This window comes from uncultured Tateyamaria sp. (assembly GCF_947503465.1).
In the GTDB taxonomy this organism is placed as follows: domain Bacteria; phylum Pseudomonadota; class Alphaproteobacteria; order Rhodobacterales; family Rhodobacteraceae; genus Tateyamaria.
In genome coordinates this window covers 14,005-31,395 of the sequence record NZ_CANNDN010000007.1, presented here as the reverse complement: position 1 = coordinate 31,395, position 17,391 = coordinate 14,005, and the positions used below count along the sequence as shown (strand labels likewise).

Below are 17,391 nucleotides of genomic sequence, written 5' to 3'. Positions count from 1 at the left end.
GAGCTTCACACAACCGCCAACACCAACATGACAATGGCCATACCCATCATCATCAGGTTTTCAGTCAGGCTCACGAAGCCGAGCGGCACGTTCGAGTTGCCACCGACGCAGGCGCATTTCAATTCTCGCTTGTCGATATAGACGGCCTTGAACACGCTGACTGCACCTACTGTGGCGATAAACAGCGCAGCCGGGGCGGCTAGAGGGGTCAGCAGCATACCAGTCATCAGGATACCTGCCCCCGTCTCGACCCAAGGATAGACATAGGCATAGGGCACCCATTTGCGTGCAAGCAGGTCGTAGTTGAGGAACATCGTTGTGAAGCCCTCGATGTCGCGGAGTTTTTGCATCCCCAGCAGGATCATCGAGACGGAGATGAACCAACCGAGCGTCTGCCACGAGATCATACCGAGAAAGCCGATGGACAGCGCGAGCGCCGTTCCGGCGGCAACGGCGAAGAGGTAGATCACCGGCGTGTATGTCGTCGCGTCGGGATCGTAATCGGCGAGCTTATGGCGTAGGGCGTCATATCCGCCGACGCGCTCGCCTTCGATCCACACCTGCGGTGTTGTGGGAACGTCGTATTCTTCCTTGAATGCATCCACCTCTGGGCGTTCGCGGAACAGGCGATCATCGACATCATAGCCCTTGGACTTCAGAAGCCAGCGTGCCTTTTGGCCCGCCGGGCACAGATGGTTCGGCAGGGCCATGCGGTAGAGAACGGCGGTCTTTCCGGTCGCGGCAGTTGCGGGATCGGTCGTTACGTCTGCGACGTCGCGGGTGTCCTTCGGCATGATGAGTTTCCTTCGTCTCAGGGTTCGGTGCGGGGCGTGCCAGCGGGCGCATCCCCATTGGCTTCGATGTCCGCGATGTAGAGTTTCATTTCCTCGATCTCGCTGCGCTGCGCCTCGATGATCGCATCGGCCAGCGCGCGAACGCGCGGGTCGGAGATGTTCGCCCGTTCGCTGGTCAGGATCGCGATGGAGTGGTGCGGGATCATCGCCTTCATCCATGCCACATCGCCCACCGTGTCCTGCGACCGGACGAGGTAAATGCCGACCGCGAAGGCAATGAACGCGCCAGCGAAAATCGCAATGTTGGTTTTCCGGTTGGAATACATGCCGAGCATGAAGGCGAGCATGATAATCGCCATCATCCCGCCCATATAGAGCGCCATCCACATGCGTGTTTGAGAGAAGAAGATGTGATCAACGGCATAGGTGTTGAGATACATCAGGCCATACATCACCACGGTCGAGGTGGCGATCATCGCCAAGAACCGGCCATAGCCGTTGCCCTCGCCGGTTTCGCTATCGTGGTGCGTCTCTTGTGAAACAGATTTAGTGTTATCCCGATGCACCATTGCCTGCCTTTTCGATATACCCATATGGGGTATAAAACCAGAATGTCAGCCAAAGGTTCCGTTAAAAAAAGGGGCGCCGCCGCATGAAGGCCAACAAGGAAAAGACGCTGGATCGCCTGTCGCGGCTCGAAGGACAGGTGCGCGGTGTCGCCAAGATGGTCGAGGCCGACCGCTACTGCATGGACATCCTGGCGCAGACGGCTGCGATCCGGTCGGCGGTGCTTGGGGTCGAAAGGCTGGTGCTGGAGAACCACGCCGAACACTGTGTCGAGTCCGCGATCGCGAGCGGCGACCCGGAAGAACAGCGCGCCAAGTTCGACGAGCTTATCGGCCTCTTGCAGAAGGCTTCGCGTTAGGTTTTCTCAATCGAGCGTCCGCCCGCGCCAAAGCATCGCGCCAAGCGCCAGGGCCAGCACCACGTCGATCCCAAGGCAGAACGGCCCCCACCAACCGGGCGCGGGATTGGCGATGACCGATCCCGCAAACACGTCGAATACCCCGTGTCCCAGCAAAGCTGCGACGAGGATCCAGGACGAGGTGCGCGCGCCGATGATCGCCAGAGCGACGAACCCCGCCGCAAGGCCGGTGTGGACGACGATTTCCAGGGATCCCCCGGTCTGGATCGCGAAGACCACGTAGAAGGACGCGATAGCCACCATGGCCGTGACCCAGGTGCCGCGCTGGTTCATCACGCCGCTTATCGCCATGAGAGCCACCGTCGCACAGCCGAGACCAACTCCGGCCAGAAGGGGAAGCCAGAACGTCACGCGACCTCGAACCAGCCCATCATGCCCGACGATTGATGCGAGAGCATGTGGCAGTGCAGCATCCAGCGCCCGGGATTGTCCGCGACGAACGCAATTTCCAGCGTTTCGTCCGCGCCTATCAGAACGGTATCGCGGACATCGCCCGGCGTGTTCAGGGCACCGCTGCGTGCCAGGACCTCGAAATGATGGCCGTGCAGATGAATGGCGTGCGGAAACACGGAGCGGTTGGTCATTTCCAGATGCACCGTCCGGCCCAACGCCGCGCGGAACATCGGCGCATCCATCCCGTGCGCCACGCCGTTGAAAGCCCATGCCATGCCGTTCGATGCCAGCTCGCGGAAGTCCATGACCTCGCCCTGGTATCGGGTTTCGAGCATCCCCCGCATCGCCCCGCCTTCCATCAGCAGCACCTCGCGCTGCGGGCCGGACAAATCCGGTGCCGGAAGGGTGCTCCATGCGGGGAGCGGCCGCACCTCACCCCCAATAGGTGCAAGTGGTTCACCTGTCGCAACGAAAGCCGCGACATCGACCCATTCCCCACTGCCGGGATCGAGAAGCAGTGCAGTCTGGACATCCGGGTCCAGAGGCATGTCGATGACCACATCCATGCGCTGCGCCGGTCCGAGCAGGATCGTTTCAACCTCGCGAGGCCGAACGGGATGGCCGTCCAGCGCAATAACACGAGGTGCAAGGCCCGGAAGGGCCAGCGGCATGACCCGCGCTGTCGCGGTGTTGATGATCCGCAACCGCACGCGCTCGCCCGGTCGCATGTCCAGATCGGGATAGGCGTTGCCGTTTACTGTGACCGTGTTGCCCATCCGCCCGCCATGGGCAGCGGCATGAAGATCATCCCACCTGTCTTCGACAATCGCGGCGTCCGCATCGAGCAACCAGTCATCGAGAACCAGCGTCAGTTCGCGGCTCGCAGCGCCCGGCTCACCAAGCCACTGCTCCCGGTCCTCCACAATCAGCGGACCGGCCAGCCCTCTTGCCACTTGTTCAAATCCCCGGTCGTGGGAATGATACCAGTAGGTGCCGGGATCGGGAGCCACGAAGTCATAGTCGAAACCCTCACCCGGCGGCACCGGAGCCTGCGTCAGCGGTGCCGCCCCGTCCATCGCATTTTCAATGCGGATACCGTGCCAGTGAACGGCAGTCGGCTGCGGCAGATCGTTGATTAGCCGGTGCCGGATGCGCTCACCGGCCGTGACGCGGATTTCCGGACCGGGGATGATGCCCGCACCCTCTGTCGCGTAGGCCCAGACCGGCGTGGCCGGGTATCCGGTAGGCGCAAGCTGCGCCGTCGACGGTGCGGCCCGCAGGACCGGCAAAACAGCATCGGCCAATATCATTCGAGGGAGAAAGGCCGTTCCGCTAAGAGCAGCAGCGCCGGTCAGAAACGCGCGTCGTGAGATATGTGTCATCTTCGGTTTTCCAGTCACAGGTTCACCGGGGGCGTGGTGATCGAGGTTAGAGTGGCCGTCGCCAGCAGGATCAGGGCGACAGCGATGATTTCTATACGGATCGAGCGGCGCAGGTTAGTGGAAGCCGTCGGATCGCCGGAGGCGAGAGCCGGCACGAGCCGGAGCTTGTTATTTGCGGCCAGCCCCAAAAGCCCGGTGACGACGACGATTTTGGCAATCAGCGTCCAGCCATAAGCGGTCCCGAACAAACCGCCGAACGAGCCGATTATCAGCCAGGCGAAGGTCAGGCCAGCGAGAATGAGAACCGCCACTGTTCCGCTGGCAATGATGCCGAAGCGGTGCAGCAGGACCGTGCCGCCGGTCAGTCCCGCCGCGCGATGCAAGGGTGCGAGAGCGCCGATCCAGAAGGCCCCGGCCAGCAGATGCACACCAACAAGCACCGCGAGAAGCCAACGCGGATCGCCCAGGGAGTGGCCCACCAGCGTGTAGGACACTGCCACCAGAAATACGCCTGAAAGACTGACTGCCAGACCGATGGTCCCCTCGATCAGCACCGCGAGGATCAGCAATTCGCCCACCCCGCGCCAGAGCGCCGCTGTGCCGAGCGGGCTGTCCCAGATAAGACCGAGCATCATGGGATCGACCGCTCCTTCTAACCCCATGCCGGAAATACGGGCAGACCGAATGCCGAAGCGGAGCGCCAGTACCGCAAGACCGAGAAGAGCCGCCGCTACGGCGAGTTGCCGGGCAAGACGCAGCACGTTATGCGGTGCGAACCGGAACGTCGCGATGAACAGTGGCCCGCCCATCGCGACCAGCGCCGCCGCATATCCGGCGGTTTTCGCGAGGATCGCCAGCACCGCCCAAGCGTCTATGGGGGCCAGTCCGTCCATCGGTCAGTCGGCGACCGTGAAGTCGAAGCTGCCCTGCATCGGGTGGCCGTCAGACGACAGGCCACGCCAATCCACAGTGTATTCCCCGGCGGGCATAGTTGCGGGCGGCATGGCCCGAAACTCCGTCACTGGATCGAGGCCGGTCTCGCGGGTGATTTCCAGATCGCCGTCCGGCCCCGTGAGGCTGATCGCAGTGACGCGCATCGGATCATCGAAGCGCAGCTCGATAACCTCGACCGTCTCGACAGTTGCCTCGTTCGCCGGTGTCGTGTCTTCGGCCTTCGAATGGGCCAGCGCGGCTGCCGCGGTTGCCAGTATGACCGCGAGGGCCAGAATTATCTGCTTCATTGTCTGTTCTCCATTTCGTCGTGGCGTTCGCGGATTTCCTGCGGCCAGGTCGATTTGATATAGCTGAGGACAGCGATGATCTCGTCGTCCGTCAGAACTCCTTCATAGATGGGCATATTGGATTGATAGTCGGGATCACCGATCAGAGCGCCGGTTCCGTATTTCGTAAGCCGGAACAGCGTGTCGCCGTCATGGTGCCACGTATGCCCGGTTTCATCATGCGGCGGCGCAGGGAGCCGCCCGTCAGCACCGGGGATGCGCCAGTTGGGCTGACCTTCGAGGTTCGCACCATGGCAGGAGGCGCAGTTCTCGGTGTAAACCTCCTGCCCGATGGCAACCACGCCTGGGTCCGAAGGCGTCAGCACGGTTCGGGCCGGTGCCGAGGTGCCCCACCCGAAGGCGAGGGCAGCGGCTCCCGCAAGAACCGCTGCCCCCAAACCGAGCGCCACGGTCCGGTTCACAGGCCGGCCTGATAGAAGATCTCGCCCTCACCGGCCTCGCCGCCGAAGGCCAGCACGTCATACCGCGCGGTCGGATCATCCCCCATGCCAGGGGAGCCGCCGGGCATTCCGGGGACCGCGATCCCGTCAATCTCGGGCCGTTCTTCCAGCAGTTTCGCAAGTGCCGCGAACGGCACATGACCTTCGACCACATAGCCGTCGATCATCGCGGTATGGCACGACCACATCGTGTCGGGCACATCGTTGTCCAACTTCACGGTCGTCACATCGCGGGTGTCCGTGACATCGATATCGTAGCCTTCCTCGCGGGCCAGCGCGACCCAGGCACCGCAGCAGCCGCAGGTCGGGCTTTTGGTCACGTGCATCGTGCCATGATCGCTCATGCCGAAATGGTTGTCGGCATGGGCCATCCCTACTGCGCCGAATGAGGCGAGACCAAGCGAAAGTGCTACGGCGGGGGTGAAGGCGAATAATGTCTTGATAAATTTCATGTCTTTTCCTCTCGACAGGAATAAGGACGGGCAGAGCCCGTTCTGGTGTGATTGCAACGGAGAGACCGCGACACGGGGGACGCGGCAGGCATCACGCCGCGCGGGGCGGGTCGAGAGGACCGAACGGCTCGATGCCCGTCAGCAGCAGGCTTGCGGCGATACAGACATCCTCGCAGGTCGCGGGGGCGTCGTCAGGGTGGCCTGCACCGGGAAGCAGCGCGGGAAGCGCATGGCAGGTCTGGGAGCGCTCAGAGCTTTCCGAACAGCAGACCGGCTGATCTTCGGCCGCTTCATCCGTCGCCGCGTGGCTATGCTCCACGACAGCTGCATGGCCCGCGTCCATCGCTCCGGAGACCGAAGCAGACAGCGCGACCATGACAACAAGTGAAAGCCGGATCAAACTCATAACACATACCTATATGGGGTATGCGGGCCTATGCAAGTCACACCTGCGATTCATCCTATTGCGGGTGTCAATGCGCGTGCGCATCTTCCCCGAGTGCCATCATCAGATGATGTTCGCGATGATGGTCTTGGCTCGCCATCAGGCCGAAGAAGCCCAGCCCCTTGATCCGGGCAACAACGGCGGGATCATCACTGGTGACGCGCAGCTCGACACCGTTTTCAACTTCCGCCGCGCCCACTGTCCAGCGATCATCCCGTGCGAGCTGTGCTGCATGGGCCGGAACCATGCGCCGGAGCGTCACAATCGTTTCCGCATCGCCGGTCGCGATCATCGACAACCCGTTCGGCAGGTCCGTTTCCGTCGCGACAGCATCCGACACGAGCCGGTCCATATCGACCAGATGCGCCCGCAGCCCCGCGAGATCGACCCGAGACCAATCGGTTTCAGGATCGGCTTCCAGCACACGCACAACTTCGGACAGCGCCGCGAACGCGCCTTGACCGGGTTCGGTCAGCGTCAAGCTGCCAACGTTGCCTTCCTGGCCATGTGCCGCGTGATCCATCGCCTCACCATGATCCGAGTGTACTGTCTGCGCCAATGCAATGGCTGCGCCGCCCAAAATGGCCGTTGCGGACAAGATCACCTTTAATCGCATTCTCATTCCTCGCTGGGGTCTCCATCAAACCCTACCGGATGCGCCTGAAAGCGCGTATGATTTCTATCATGTCAGGCTGGCAATGCATATTTGACAACGCGCCTCAGCGTGCCCTTGAGCAAGGAGAGACCCTGTTCCGGCGGGAGGATCGGGTCAGCCGCATGTATCTGGTGCGCAAAGGCGCGGTCGCGCTGGAACGCCCGATGAAAGACGGAACCTCACTGACCTTACATATCGCCAAGGCAGGCGATGCCTTGGCCGAGGCGTCCCTGTTCGCAGAGACCTATCACTGTTACGCCGTTGCACGGACGCCAGCCGAAGTGGCAGTCGCATCACGCAAAGATTTTCTGATTGCGTTGCGGAATGAACCGAGCGCGGCTCTGAGCCTTGTCGAAACCCATGCCCGAGAGGTCCAGGCACAGCGCGCGCGCATCGAGATACTGCGCCTGCGCCGCGTCTCCGACAGGCTAGACGCATGGCTGGACCTTCACGGAGAGCCGGAGAAGGGCGAGTGGATCAGGGTCGCGGAACAGATCGGCGTGTCACCACCGGCGCTTTATCGCGAGTTGGCGATGCGAGACCGTAATTTCGCATGAAGTTACTACCAGAAAGCGGCCATTTGTTGACCTTGCAGCATTGGTAGAAATGGGCTCAAAACCCTAATTCGCCGCACTTCGTTTGAAAGCCTGCTGTCGACACGACAGCGCATATTCTGCAAATTGCGTGTCCTGCGCACGCCCGCATTTTCAAGACTGACCTTCAGAACCCAAAAAAGCCGGCGCGGGGTACCCCTCGCGCCGGCCTTCGTTGACAATAAAGCGGCTTAGTTGATCCAGCCGTTCACGATATCCATGTTCTCGGCCACCCACTGTTCGGCCACGTCCTGGGGGTCCATCTCGTCCCGGCCGATGGCCAGGATCCAGCCGTTCACGACAGCGGGGTCCAGTTGGATCTGGCTCAGGAACTTGGCCGCAGGCGGATTCCGCTCTTCCAGCGACTTGGAGTAGCTGACGAAGATCGACGCGTCCGGGGTCTTGCAGCCAGCCTCAGAGACTTCCAGCCAGTCTTCGCCATCCAGTTGCAGGTTCATGCAACCTTCGGTGTGCTCGGGCTCGGCCAGGGGCGAGATGTCATAGGCGGCGTGGATCCATTCCGGTGTCCAGTAGTAAAACAGGATCGGTTTCTGGTTGCCGTAGGACGATTTCAGCTGGGCCTTGAACGTGGCGTCCGAGATGATCTCTGGCTCCCACAGCTCGGTCAGGCCATAGGATTTCATCTTGACCTGCCAGATCTTCGTGGATTTCCACGACGCGTCCCCGGCCCAGTATTCACCCTTGCCGTTGCCGTCCTTGTCGAACATGGCGGCAATCGCCGGATCCTTCAGATCCTCGAAGGACTTGATCTTGTCGGCCATGTAGCTGGGCACATACATCTGCTGCGTGCCGGCATAGGGCTGGTTGTGGGCCACGGTGCCCGCGTCCTCGATAAAGCGGTCCCACGGGCCCTGCTGGTTCGGCATCCACATGTCGGTCCAGACGTCGGCGGAGCCGTCGCCCTTGTCCATGCCGGTGGCGATGATCGCCTGGTCCGACAGACCTTCGATGATTTCCGCTTCGGAGCCCAGCGGCCCTTCGATCACGGTTTTGATCACATGTGCGATGGCCTTTGCGCCGGTCCAGTTCAGGTCCGAGATCGCCACCTTTTCCTGTGCCGATGCGCCCATTGCGGCGATGGAAAGCGCCCCGGCCGCCGTGAGGGTTGTCATGAGTTTCATTTGTGTCTCCCTTTTTGAACTCATTTTTGGATCAGTGTTTCATTGTGTTGGTTTTCTGGACGACCCGATCGATCATCATCGCCAGAAGCGCGATGCCGATGCCTGCCAGAATGCCAGCGCCCGTGCGCGTGTTGGCCAGCGCCTCGGTCACGATAAAGCCCATGCCACCGGCGCCGATTAGCGCCGCAACCACGACCATCGACAGCGCCATCATCACCACCTGGTTGACCCCGGCCATGATCGAGGGCAGCGCCTGGGGCAGTTCGACCTTGGTCAGCAGCTGCCGTGGATTGGCGCCAAAGGCGAGGGCCGCCTCCTTGGTGTTTTCCGGCACGTGCCGGATCCCCAGCGCCGTCAGCCGCACCATGGGTGGCATTGCAAAGATGACAGTGGCCAGGATGCCCGGTGGCTTGCCGATCGAGAAGAAGGCCACCGCAGGCAGCAGGTACACGAAGGAGGGGATCGTCTGCATGATGTCGAGGATCGGCGTGATGATCGCCTGACCGCGTTTGGATTTGCCGACCCAGATGCCCAGCGGCAGCCCGAAGACCACGCAAATGATGGACGCCGCGACAACGAGGCTCATGGTGTCCATCGCCGTTTGCCAGAAGCCGAAAAGTGCGAGATAGGCCAGTGAGGCCGCCACGAATATGGTTATGCGGGTGCCTGCCATCGCGTAGCTGATCGCAAGGATTGCCCCCATGGCGATGATCCAGGGTGTGCCCACGAACACCGCCGTGATGGCGGACAGCATGGACCGCAGGAACGCCGTGATCCCGTCGAAGAAAAAGCCGTAGAAGGCCGTGAGGTACCCGATCCCGTCGTCGATCAGCTGGGCGGTGTACTTGTTCAGGTTGACCGGTGGCAGCCCTTCGCGCGGTGCCTCGCGCCGGACAAAGCGGTTGCCGTCATCGTCGCGTGGATATGTCACCTCGTCCCGGCGGTCGAGCCAGACCACGGTCGGGAATTCCCCGATGATCAGACAGTCGAAGCGGTCCTTGAACCCGACCTCTTCGCCATCCGCGATGGCCCGGGCCTGTTTGATGCAGGTCCGTTCTTCGGGCGGGAATTGCGCGGCGCGGTACAGCATCAGCGGCGCGATCATCGCCACGATGACGGTGGCCCAGACCAGCCGCCTGAGGTCCCGGCCGGACGGTTTGGAGTGATCCACCCGCCATGTGTTGTATTGCCGGAAATAGATGCGATCCGCGAGCCACCCATAAAGGATGCGCCCGAGGACAAAGATGATCAGCGCCGCCCAGAGGCTGGACACGGTCCAGTCTTCATACCGTGTCACCAGAAAGTCCTTGCCATCCACGACGGCCTGATCGGCCGCGCGCGAGAATTTCCATACCTGCATGAGGTATACGGCCGCCACCAGATCGATCAGGAAGCCGATCCAGAACAGCAGTTTGTTGGCCCGGATCGCGGCCCATGGGAACCCGGCAATGGCGGCCATCCAGTTGATGTGCGTGCCTGGCAGGTTTGCCTTCTGGATCGCCAGAAAGGTGTGCGCAAAATAGCCACCGGACTTGTCGGCGAAATCGGCAAAGGGTTTGGTTTCATCTGTTGCGGCCGCGGTCGGCGCGCTGCCCATCTGGTCGGGTGTGGTATCGGTCATCTTATGCTTCCCCCTGTACGCCATGCAGGATTGCATCCTTGGACACGACACCCACGACATTGCCGTCATCCTTGATCAGGACGGGATGGTCCTGGTCGATACTGAGTGCGATCAGCTTGTCGAGGTCGTCATCGGGTTGCGCCACGGGCGCGTCGGCCTGCGGGATGGGGCCTTTGCGCGCCTCGTATGCCTCTATCGGCTCCATCACCGTGTGGGCATAAAGCAGCTTCAGCTTGGATATCCCGGCCACGAAGTCGGCCACATAGGCGTCCGCCGGGTTGGTGACGATGTCCTCGGGTGTGCCGGTCTGCACGATTTCGCCATCCTTCATGATGGCAATGCGGCTGCCCATGCGGATCGCTTCGTCCAGATCGTGGGTGATGAACAGCGTGGTCTTTTTCATCGTCTTGGACAGTTCAAGGAATTCGTCCTGCAGGCCGCGCCGGATCAGCGGATCGAGGGCCGAGAACGGTTCGTCCATCAGAAGAATGTCAGGATCCGCAGCCATTGCCCGCGCGAGGCCCACGCGCTGCTGCATGCCGCCGGACAATTCGCTGGGCTTTCTGTCGCCATAGCCCTGCAGGCTGACCAGTTCGATCACCCGGTCCGCCACCTGCGCGCGGGTGTAGGCATCGATGTTGCGCAGTTCCAGCGACAGGGCAACGTTGTCCCGCACCGTGCGATGCGGCAACAGGGCCATGTTCTGGAACACCATCCCGATCTTGTCCGCCCGCAGCATCCGCAGGTCTTCGGCGTTCAGCCCGTTCACGTCGACGCCGTTGATCAGGATTTCGCCCCCAGTGGGTTCGATCAGCCGGTTGATGTGGCGCACCAGCGTGGACTTGCCCGACCCCGACAGGCCCATGATGCAGAAAATCTCACCCTCACCGACGGAGATCGACACATCCTTGACCCCGACCACGGCGCCGAATTCCTCCAGTACTTCGGCCTTGGTCAGGTTGTCCCGGCGCACGGCCGCCATCGCTTCGTCGGCGCGGCTGCCAAAGATTTTCCAGACGTTGCGGGTGACGACCACCCCTTCTTTGGTGTTTTCGGTCACGCGCGTGCCTTCTCTCGTTTGGGGTCCAGGAAGGGAAGGTCGACCAGAACGGCGCCAAGGCGCTTCATGTGGCCGTCAAGCTTGCCCACTTCCAGTTCAGCGCCGGGGGTGGCATTTTCGATGGCGATCCGGCCCATGCCGATGGCATGACCCAAGGCCGGCGAATGGCAGGCGCTGGTAATGATGCCGACCTGTTCGCGCCCGACAAAGATGCCGTCACCGTGCGCGGGCGCCTCGTTTCCGGCCATATGCAGCCCGACCAGCGTGCGGCGCGGCGCGGCGGCATTGCGTTCCAGCGCGCTGCGCCCGATGAAGTCGGGTTTTTTCAGATCGACGGCAAATCCAAGGCCTGATTCAAACGCGTCCGCATCCGGTCCGAATTCGGCCCCGGCGACCATCAAACCCGCCTCGATCCGCAGCATGTCAAGGGCATCGCTGCCCATTGGCACCAGCCCCATGGGCGTTCCCACCTCGATCAAAGCGTCCCAGATCGCAATGGCATCCGCGCTGTCGCAAAAGAGTTCGTACCCCAGTTCGCCGGTGAATCCGGTGCGGCACAGCATGAACATCGGCCCGTCGCGGTCGTGCAACCGCGCAATGGTGAAGCCGAACCATTTCAGGTTGTCGAGCGCCGGGCGCGTGGGCTGGGTAAACACGATCTGACGCAGGATATCCCGGGATCTGGGCCCTTGCAGCGCCAGGTTCTGCATCTTGGCGCCATGCGACATGATGCGTGCATTCAACCCTCGGGCCGTGGCCTGTTCGCGCAGGTGCAGGGCGGAATTGTCCGATCCGCAGCACCAGCGGAACGCCGTGTCTTCCAGCCGGAAGAGCGTGCCGTCATCCAGCACCGACCCGCGCTGATCGCACAGCAGGGCATACAGACCGCGATGCACCGACAGTTTTGCCACGTTGCGACTGAGGCAGAGTTGCAGCAGTTCCTCGGCATCGGGGCCGACGATGTCGAATTTTTTCAGGCCCGACATGTCCTGCAGCGTGGCCGCGCCCTTGCACGCCCAATATTCCGCGATGGACCCGGTGGCGTCGTACTGCGTGGGCATCCAGAGATGGCGCGCCACCTGGTAATTGCTGGTCAGCTTCGAAGTCCGCGGCTGGAATGCGGAATGGATCGTCATCTGCGCTGCATCCTCGGGGTTTGATCGCCACGCCACGGCATGTTGGATGCGGCTGTCGGCTTCGTAGATACGGACATGCACGTCCGTCGGGTTCCAACCGTTGATCGGATCGATATCATCCGGGCAGGCCGTGGATACGCAGACCAGATCGGTCAGCGCCTGCATCGCCACATAGTCACCGGGACGCGACCATGCCTCGTCCGCGCCGATGTGGTGATCCTGCCAGTCGATCCACGAGTTGAAGAAGAAGTTGATTGCAGGCCAGGCGCGGCGCGTGCCGATGCCATAGGGTTCGAACGCGTCGCTGATGTTGTCCGAGCAATTGATATGCCCCGGAAAACCGCGTTCTTCGTAGCCGCGCGCGGTGCAGGCCAGCGCAAAGGTGTCGTGCCGTCCCACCGTGTCCTGCCGGACCGACAAAAGCGGCATCATGTCTTGATCAAAGAATTTATCGTGCAGGCCCGGCAGCGGGTAAGCGCCCCGCGCCATCGTGCGGGACACGGCGCTGTCGATATAGCGTTCGACGCCCCGGTCCAGTGCATCGGCACGCATTGCCATGAAGTCCGAGCATTGCTGACCCTCGACATCGAGCACCTGGACAAACTGGCCCTTCTTGAGCGTGTAGGCCCGCGCGGTGCCGCGGCTGATCCGCCATTCGTCCACCACCTTGCCCAGCGGGTCGGGCAGGGGGGCGGTGTCCGCGGCACCTGCGGGCGGCTGGATCGCCAGCCCCACGCGACCACCGCCACCGCGGCCCAGATAACCGTCGGTCACCGGCAGGATGCAGAACAGGTCAGCGTCCCGGGTCACCTTGGCCACATGCATGTCGCCGGGATGATCCACCGCGCCGAAGATGCGCAGGCCGCGCCCTGATGCCAGGTCGGTGTCGCGCGCGCGCGCCAGCGCCTGCAACGGACCTGCGTCGAACCCGGATGAGGGCAGGCGTTCCCCACCCTTGTCCGCCCCGTCCAAGGCCGTCACGTCAAACTGCCTGTCGGTGTCGGTCAGGGTTGTCAGCCAGACATCGCCCCCGCCGTCCACATTGGTCAGTGACAGGATCGTGCCGGCGCGCACCCGGACATGTGCCATGTCCCCATAGCGGATGTCGCGGCGCAGGGTCGTCGCAGTCTTGAGACCCTGATACCGCACACGCTGAGACGGCAAGCTGTCGCTTCTTTGCAGCACGTGGCATCATCCCTGTGTGGTTCACGCGTCATTTGACGGGTGCGCTGTGTAACCGGTTACATTTGAACACCCGCGAATCGCCTGGGTCAAGGGCGCGGTCGGGACAGGGGGCTGTTTGTGAACAGGATTGGCGTCAGTATCCGCGATGTCGCACGGGAAACAGGCTTGTCCACCGCGACCATCTCGCGCGTGGTGAACGGGGATGCGCGGGTCAGTGACAAGACCCGGCAGCGGGTGCTGGATGCCTGTGCGCGGCTTGACTATCTGCCCAATCCGGCGGCGCGTGCCCTGTCCACACGCCGCAGCAAGGCCGTGGCCGCCATCATCCCCACAATCGAGCATTCGGTCTTTGCCAAGTTTATCGCCGCGATCGAGCGGACGCTGGGCGCGCACGGCTATTCCCTGATCATCGCCATTTCGAATGCAGACGAAGACAGCGAGCTTGCTGCGGCGCGCAAGTTGCTGGGGATGGGGGCCGACGCGTTTGTGCTGAGCGGCATGGTGCATGCGCAAAGCCTGTTGGACCTGCTGAGCCGGCGGCAGGTGCCGTTTGTCTATACGTCCGTGTGGGCGCAGGACAGTGCGACGCCCACCATCGGGTATGACAATGCCGGTCTTGCCGCCGACGCGTTGCGCCATCTGCGGGACTGTGGTCACCGCCGCGTCGCGGTGGTTCATGGCCCCCTGACCGAAAGTGACCGGACACGCGCGCGGCGTGCGGGCGCCGAGGCCATGCGTGACGCCTTTGATACGCTGGCCTTTTTCGAGGCCCCCGTCAGCATTGCGGGTGGCAAGGACTGCGTGGCGCGGATGTTGCGCGCTGGCGGCGACTTTACCGCGTGCCTGTGTTCCTCTGACGTGTTGGCGCTGGGCGCCTATTTTGCATTGGCCGAGGCCGGACAGCGCATCCCCGACGACATGTCGGTGATGGGGTTCGACAATCTGGACTGGGCCACCGAAGTGGTGCCGCCCCTGACCACGATCGATCTGCCTGCCAACGGGATGGGCGAAGCGGTTGCGGCGCAGATTGTGGAGTTCCTGGAGCGCGACGTGCCCTTGCACAGCCAATTGTTGCCTGCTCAGATCCTGGTGCGCGGGTCGGTGGCGCGCCTGGCTTAAGAGGCTGCCCCGGACCCGGCGCGACGCCCGAAGACCGCGCCGGACGTAAGGCCCGACCCGCCCGGATAGCCATTGAAGAACACGCCCCCCACCAGTTCGCCGCAGGCGTAAAGCCCCGAAATGGGGGCGTCGCTGTCATCGAGGACGGCGCCGGTGTTGTCCACCTTGAGCCCGCCATAGGTAAAGGTGATCCCGCCCGTGACCGGGTAGGCGCGAAACGGGCCCTGGTCCAGCACTTGCGCCCAGTTCGATTTCGCCAGTGCAAGGCCTTGGGTCCCCTTGCCGTCCAGAACGGTGGGATCGAACGCAACGGCAGTGTCCACGGCGGCGTTGTAGTCTGCCAGGGTGCGCGCGGCCTGGGCGTGGTCCACCCCGTCAAGCATTGGGATCAACGCATCCAGCGTGTCCGCTTCGACATAATGCGCGTCGTGGAAATGGTATTCGCCATAGAGCAGGTCAAAGACCTTGGCGTCAAAGATCTGCCACGCGAAATGCCCGGGTTGTTCCATGATCGCGGCACCGAACTGCGCATAGGTATAGTTGCGGAAGTTGATGCCTTCATCGACAAACCGGTGACCGTCCGCATTCAGCATCACGCCCAGAAAGTAGCATATCTTGCGGTAATTCTTGCGCTCGCCCGGCGGCAGGTCGAGGTTGCCGTACTCTGCCATGTGCAGGTCCATGGGCGTTGCATGGCAGCCACCAAAAAGCCCGTATGTCCGTGCGCCCAACCGCTGCGCCATCACCAGGCCGTCGCCGGTGTTGTGCGGCGTACCGCGCACCTTGGCCTTGTCCCAATCCGGCCCAATATGCTGCTGGCGCAGGTCAGGATTGGCTTCGAACCCGCCGCAGGCCAGAATGACCGCATCCGCACCGATATGTTCGCCGCTGTCGGTGACCACGCCGGTGACGCGCCCGGACTCCGCGATCAGATCAACAACGGCGGTATCGTAGCGGAGTGCGCCCCCCAGCCGGAGGAACGCCGTCAGTTCCTGGTCAAAAAGGCCGACGCCTTCATTCTCTGCGGCGAGTGTCAGACCTCCCCAGAACACGTGCTTGCCATCCTTTTCAAAGCTTTGCCGCGCGTAGATCGGCTCGAACTTCACATCGTGGCTGCCCAGCCATTTCAAAGTTTCATAGCTTTGATCAATCAGCGCCTCCTGTTCCGGGCTGAGGGGGCGGCCATCGTTGAACCCCAGCAGATCGGCGCCGAATTTTTCCGTTGTGTAGGTGCCGAAATCCGTGTGTGGCAGGCGCGGATCATGCGGATCGCGCAAAAGCGGCATCAGGTCGGCACCGGAGGCATAGGCAAAGCGCATCGCACCGGCGGTGTACTTGGTGTTGCCGCCGGCAAGGGCCGCATCGGCTTTTTCCAGCATCAGGACCTCGGCCCCTTTTTCGAGCGCTGCGATGCCTGCGCACAGGGCCGCGTTGCCAGAGCCTGCGATGATGATTTTGGTCATGGGGTGGTCCAGGTTTCCGGGTTGATCATGTGGATCGGGGCACCATCGGCATAGGCGTTGATCTGGTCGAAGATGTCCGAAAATTGCAAATCGAATTCGTCTTCCGTGACGTACCCGAGATGCGGTGTGGGCAAGACGTTCCGAGCGGTAAGCAGGGGGTGCGCCGGGTCTGTCAGCGGTTCGGTGTCGAACACGTCGATGGCGGCGAAGATGCGGTTTTGCGCAACCTCTGTTTCCAATGCGCCGGTTTCGACAAGGCCGGATCGCGATGTGTTCACAAACAGGCTGCGCGGGGCCATGGCGGCCAAATCGTCAGCGGTGATGATGCCGCGCGTGGCGGGTTTGAGGCGGACGTGCACGCTGACGATATCGGAGGTCGCAAAAAAGCTGTGCCTGGAGGCCGCGACCTGTTCGCCATTCGCAGCGGCGCGTGCGCGCCCATCGTCTGACGCCCACCATTGCACGGTCATGCCCAGGGCCCTGGCATAACCGGCCACGGCCTGTGCAATGCGCCCGTACCCGTAAAGACCAAGCGTGCGGCCCCGAAGCGTACGTCCCACACCGGACTGCCATTGCCCTGCACGGATGGATGCGACCTGATCGGGGATTTGGCGGTAGCTGGCAAGGATCAGGGCCAGCGTATGTTCCGCAGCCGCATAGGATGGTGTGCCCGAATGCATGTTCGAACACAGCAGGACGCCGGTGCGCGTGCAGGCGTCTACATCGATATGGGGATAGACGCTGCGTTGCGAGATCAGCTTGAGATGGGGCAGCCGGTCGAGCAGGTCAGCTGTGATCCGGGTGCGCTCGCGGAAGAGGACGAGAGCGTCAGCCTCTTGCACGCGCGCCGCCAATGCCGCCGGGTCGGGTGCGTGGTCGGTCCAGACCGTGACCTCATGGGCGTCCAGTTTTGCGAAACACGGCAGGCCGCGCAACGTGTCGAACCAGTCATCGAGGATGTGAACCTTCATCTACTTTCGACACCTGCGTGTGGCGTAGGCGAGCGGGGCGTGGGCACGAACACGAACTCATCCAGTGACCGGATCGCCGCCAGCACCTTCTGTCGTTCAGCCAGTAGGTGGTTGAACTGTGCGTCACATCCGGCAATGGGGCTGGGGTAGCTGGAAATCTCGTCCTGCAACAGTTGCCGCGCGATGGACAGTTCAGCCCGCGCCGCCAGAACACAATCTTCGAACGTATCTGCCATGTTTCGTCTCCTGATGAA

General features: G+C 62.4%; 20 protein-coding genes. 3 read left to right on the top strand and 17 right to left on the bottom strand.

Annotated features, from left to right (window positions below; genetic code table 11):
- Positions 1–5 precede the first annotated feature (5 nt).
- A complete protein-coding gene (locus Q0844_RS20715; RefSeq protein ID WP_299049158.1) occupies positions 6–794 on the bottom strand; it encodes a MauE/DoxX family redox-associated membrane protein in 789 nt (262 codons plus the stop codon).
- 17 nt (positions 795–811) lie between these two features.
- Entirely contained in the window at positions 812–1,270 is a 459-nt protein-coding gene (locus Q0844_RS20710) for a DUF305 domain-containing protein (RefSeq protein ID WP_366523048.1), read from the bottom strand.
- Between the two features lie 176 nt (positions 1,271–1,446).
- Between Q0844_RS20710 and Q0844_RS20705 the strand changes: the two genes are divergently transcribed.
- On the top strand, positions 1,447–1,719 hold the full coding sequence (locus tag Q0844_RS20705) for a metal-sensitive transcriptional regulator (RefSeq protein WP_299049152.1): 273 nt from the start codon (positions 1,447–1,449) through the stop codon (positions 1,717–1,719).
- Between the two features lie 6 nt (positions 1,720–1,725).
- Here the strand turns inward: Q0844_RS20705 and Q0844_RS20700 are convergent, their stop codons facing one another.
- From Q0844_RS20700 to Q0844_RS20665, 8 genes are all read right to left on the bottom strand, one after another.
- Positions 1,726–2,070: a hypothetical protein gene (locus Q0844_RS20700; protein WP_299049149.1), complete on the bottom strand. Its 345-nt coding sequence runs from the start codon at positions 2,068–2,070 to the stop codon at positions 1,726–1,728.
- 56 nt (positions 2,071–2,126) lie between these two features.
- Complete coding sequence (locus Q0844_RS20695; RefSeq protein WP_299049146.1) at positions 2,127–3,482, bottom strand: multicopper oxidase family protein; 1,356 nt, start codon at positions 3,480–3,482, stop codon at positions 2,127–2,129.
- A gap of 86 nt (positions 3,483–3,568) precedes the next feature.
- The gene (locus tag Q0844_RS20690) at positions 3,569–4,447 is read right to left on the bottom strand and encodes a CopD family protein (protein ID WP_299049144.1); all 879 of its coding nucleotides are present in this window, start codon (positions 4,445–4,447) and stop codon (positions 3,569–3,571) included.
- Positions 4,448–4,450: 3 nt separating this feature from the next.
- Complete coding sequence (locus Q0844_RS20685) at positions 4,451–4,795, bottom strand: copper resistance CopC family protein (protein ID WP_299049141.1); 345 nt, start codon at positions 4,793–4,795, stop codon at positions 4,451–4,453.
- Entirely contained in the window at positions 4,792–5,244 is a 453-nt protein-coding gene (locus Q0844_RS20680; protein ID WP_299049138.1) for a cytochrome c, read from the bottom strand. Before Q0844_RS20680 ends, Q0844_RS20685 begins: the two co-directional genes overlap by 4 nt.
- An 8-nt stretch (positions 5,245–5,252) precedes the next feature.
- A complete protein-coding gene (locus Q0844_RS20675) occupies positions 5,253–5,747 on the bottom strand; it encodes a DUF411 domain-containing protein (RefSeq protein WP_299049135.1) in 495 nt (164 codons plus the stop codon).
- Positions 5,748–5,838: 91 nt separating this feature from the next.
- Positions 5,839–6,153, bottom strand: coding sequence for a hypothetical protein (locus Q0844_RS20670; RefSeq protein ID WP_299049132.1), 315 nt, complete (start codon positions 6,151–6,153; stop codon positions 5,839–5,841).
- 67 nt (positions 6,154–6,220) lie between these two features.
- Positions 6,221–6,808, bottom strand: a complete 588-nt coding sequence (locus tag Q0844_RS20665; RefSeq protein WP_299049131.1) for a hypothetical protein — start codon at positions 6,806–6,808, stop codon at positions 6,221–6,223.
- A 68-nt stretch (positions 6,809–6,876) separates the two neighbouring features.
- On the opposite strand from Q0844_RS20665, the gene Q0844_RS20660 reads away from it, so the two are divergent.
- Entirely contained in the window at positions 6,877–7,404 is a 528-nt protein-coding gene (locus tag Q0844_RS20660) for a Crp/Fnr family transcriptional regulator (RefSeq protein WP_299049127.1), read from the top strand.
- Positions 7,405–7,631: 227 nt separating this feature from the next.
- Here the strand turns inward: Q0844_RS20660 and Q0844_RS20655 are convergent, their stop codons facing one another.
- Genes Q0844_RS20655 through Q0844_RS20640 form a run of 4 tightly spaced genes read right to left on the bottom strand, consistent with a single transcriptional unit; the run spans position 7,632 to position 13,584 of the window.
- Positions 7,632–8,582 carry a glycine betaine ABC transporter substrate-binding protein gene (locus Q0844_RS20655; protein ID WP_299049125.1) on the bottom strand — a complete coding sequence of 317 codons (951 nt, stop codon included), beginning with the start codon at positions 8,580–8,582 and terminating at the stop codon, positions 7,632–7,634.
- A gap of 31 nt (positions 8,583–8,613) precedes the next feature.
- On the bottom strand, positions 8,614–10,203 hold the full coding sequence (locus Q0844_RS20650) for an ABC transporter permease subunit (protein WP_299049123.1): 1,590 nt from the start codon (positions 10,201–10,203) through the stop codon (positions 8,614–8,616).
- A 1-nt stretch (position 10,204) separates the two neighbouring features.
- Positions 10,205–11,263, bottom strand: a complete 1,059-nt coding sequence (locus Q0844_RS20645) for a betaine/proline/choline family ABC transporter ATP-binding protein (RefSeq protein ID WP_299049120.1) — start codon at positions 11,261–11,263, stop codon at positions 10,205–10,207.
- On the bottom strand, positions 11,260–13,584 hold the full coding sequence (locus Q0844_RS20640; protein WP_299049117.1) for an aminomethyltransferase family protein: 2,325 nt from the start codon (positions 13,582–13,584) through the stop codon (positions 11,260–11,262). The genes Q0844_RS20645 and Q0844_RS20640 overlap by 4 nt, the downstream gene beginning before the upstream one ends.
- 117 nt (positions 13,585–13,701) lie before the next feature.
- Here Q0844_RS20640 and Q0844_RS20635 point away from each other — a divergent pair, with 117 nt between their 5' ends.
- Positions 13,702–14,703, top strand: a complete 1,002-nt coding sequence (locus Q0844_RS20635; RefSeq protein ID WP_299049115.1) for a LacI family DNA-binding transcriptional regulator — start codon at positions 13,702–13,704, stop codon at positions 14,701–14,703.
- Here the strand turns inward: Q0844_RS20635 and tcuA are convergent.
- From tcuA to Q0844_RS20620, 3 genes are read right to left on the bottom strand one after another with little or no spacing between them, the layout of a single operon-like run.
- Positions 14,700–16,166 (bottom strand): FAD-dependent tricarballylate dehydrogenase TcuA, encoded by a 1,467-nt coding sequence (gene tcuA / locus Q0844_RS20630; RefSeq protein ID WP_299049113.1) that lies wholly within the window; start codon positions 16,164–16,166, stop codon positions 14,700–14,702. The two genes, Q0844_RS20635 and tcuA, sit on opposite strands and share 4 nt — an antisense overlap.
- Positions 16,163–17,137, bottom strand: a complete 975-nt coding sequence (locus Q0844_RS20625) for a D-2-hydroxyacid dehydrogenase family protein (RefSeq protein WP_299049111.1) — start codon at positions 17,135–17,137, stop codon at positions 16,163–16,165. Before Q0844_RS20625 ends, tcuA begins: the two co-directional genes overlap by 4 nt.
- Entirely contained in the window at positions 17,134–17,373 is a 240-nt protein-coding gene (locus Q0844_RS20620; RefSeq protein WP_299049109.1) for a hypothetical protein, read from the bottom strand. Before Q0844_RS20620 ends, Q0844_RS20625 begins: the two co-directional genes overlap by 4 nt.
- Positions 17,374–17,391 lie beyond the last annotated feature (18 nt).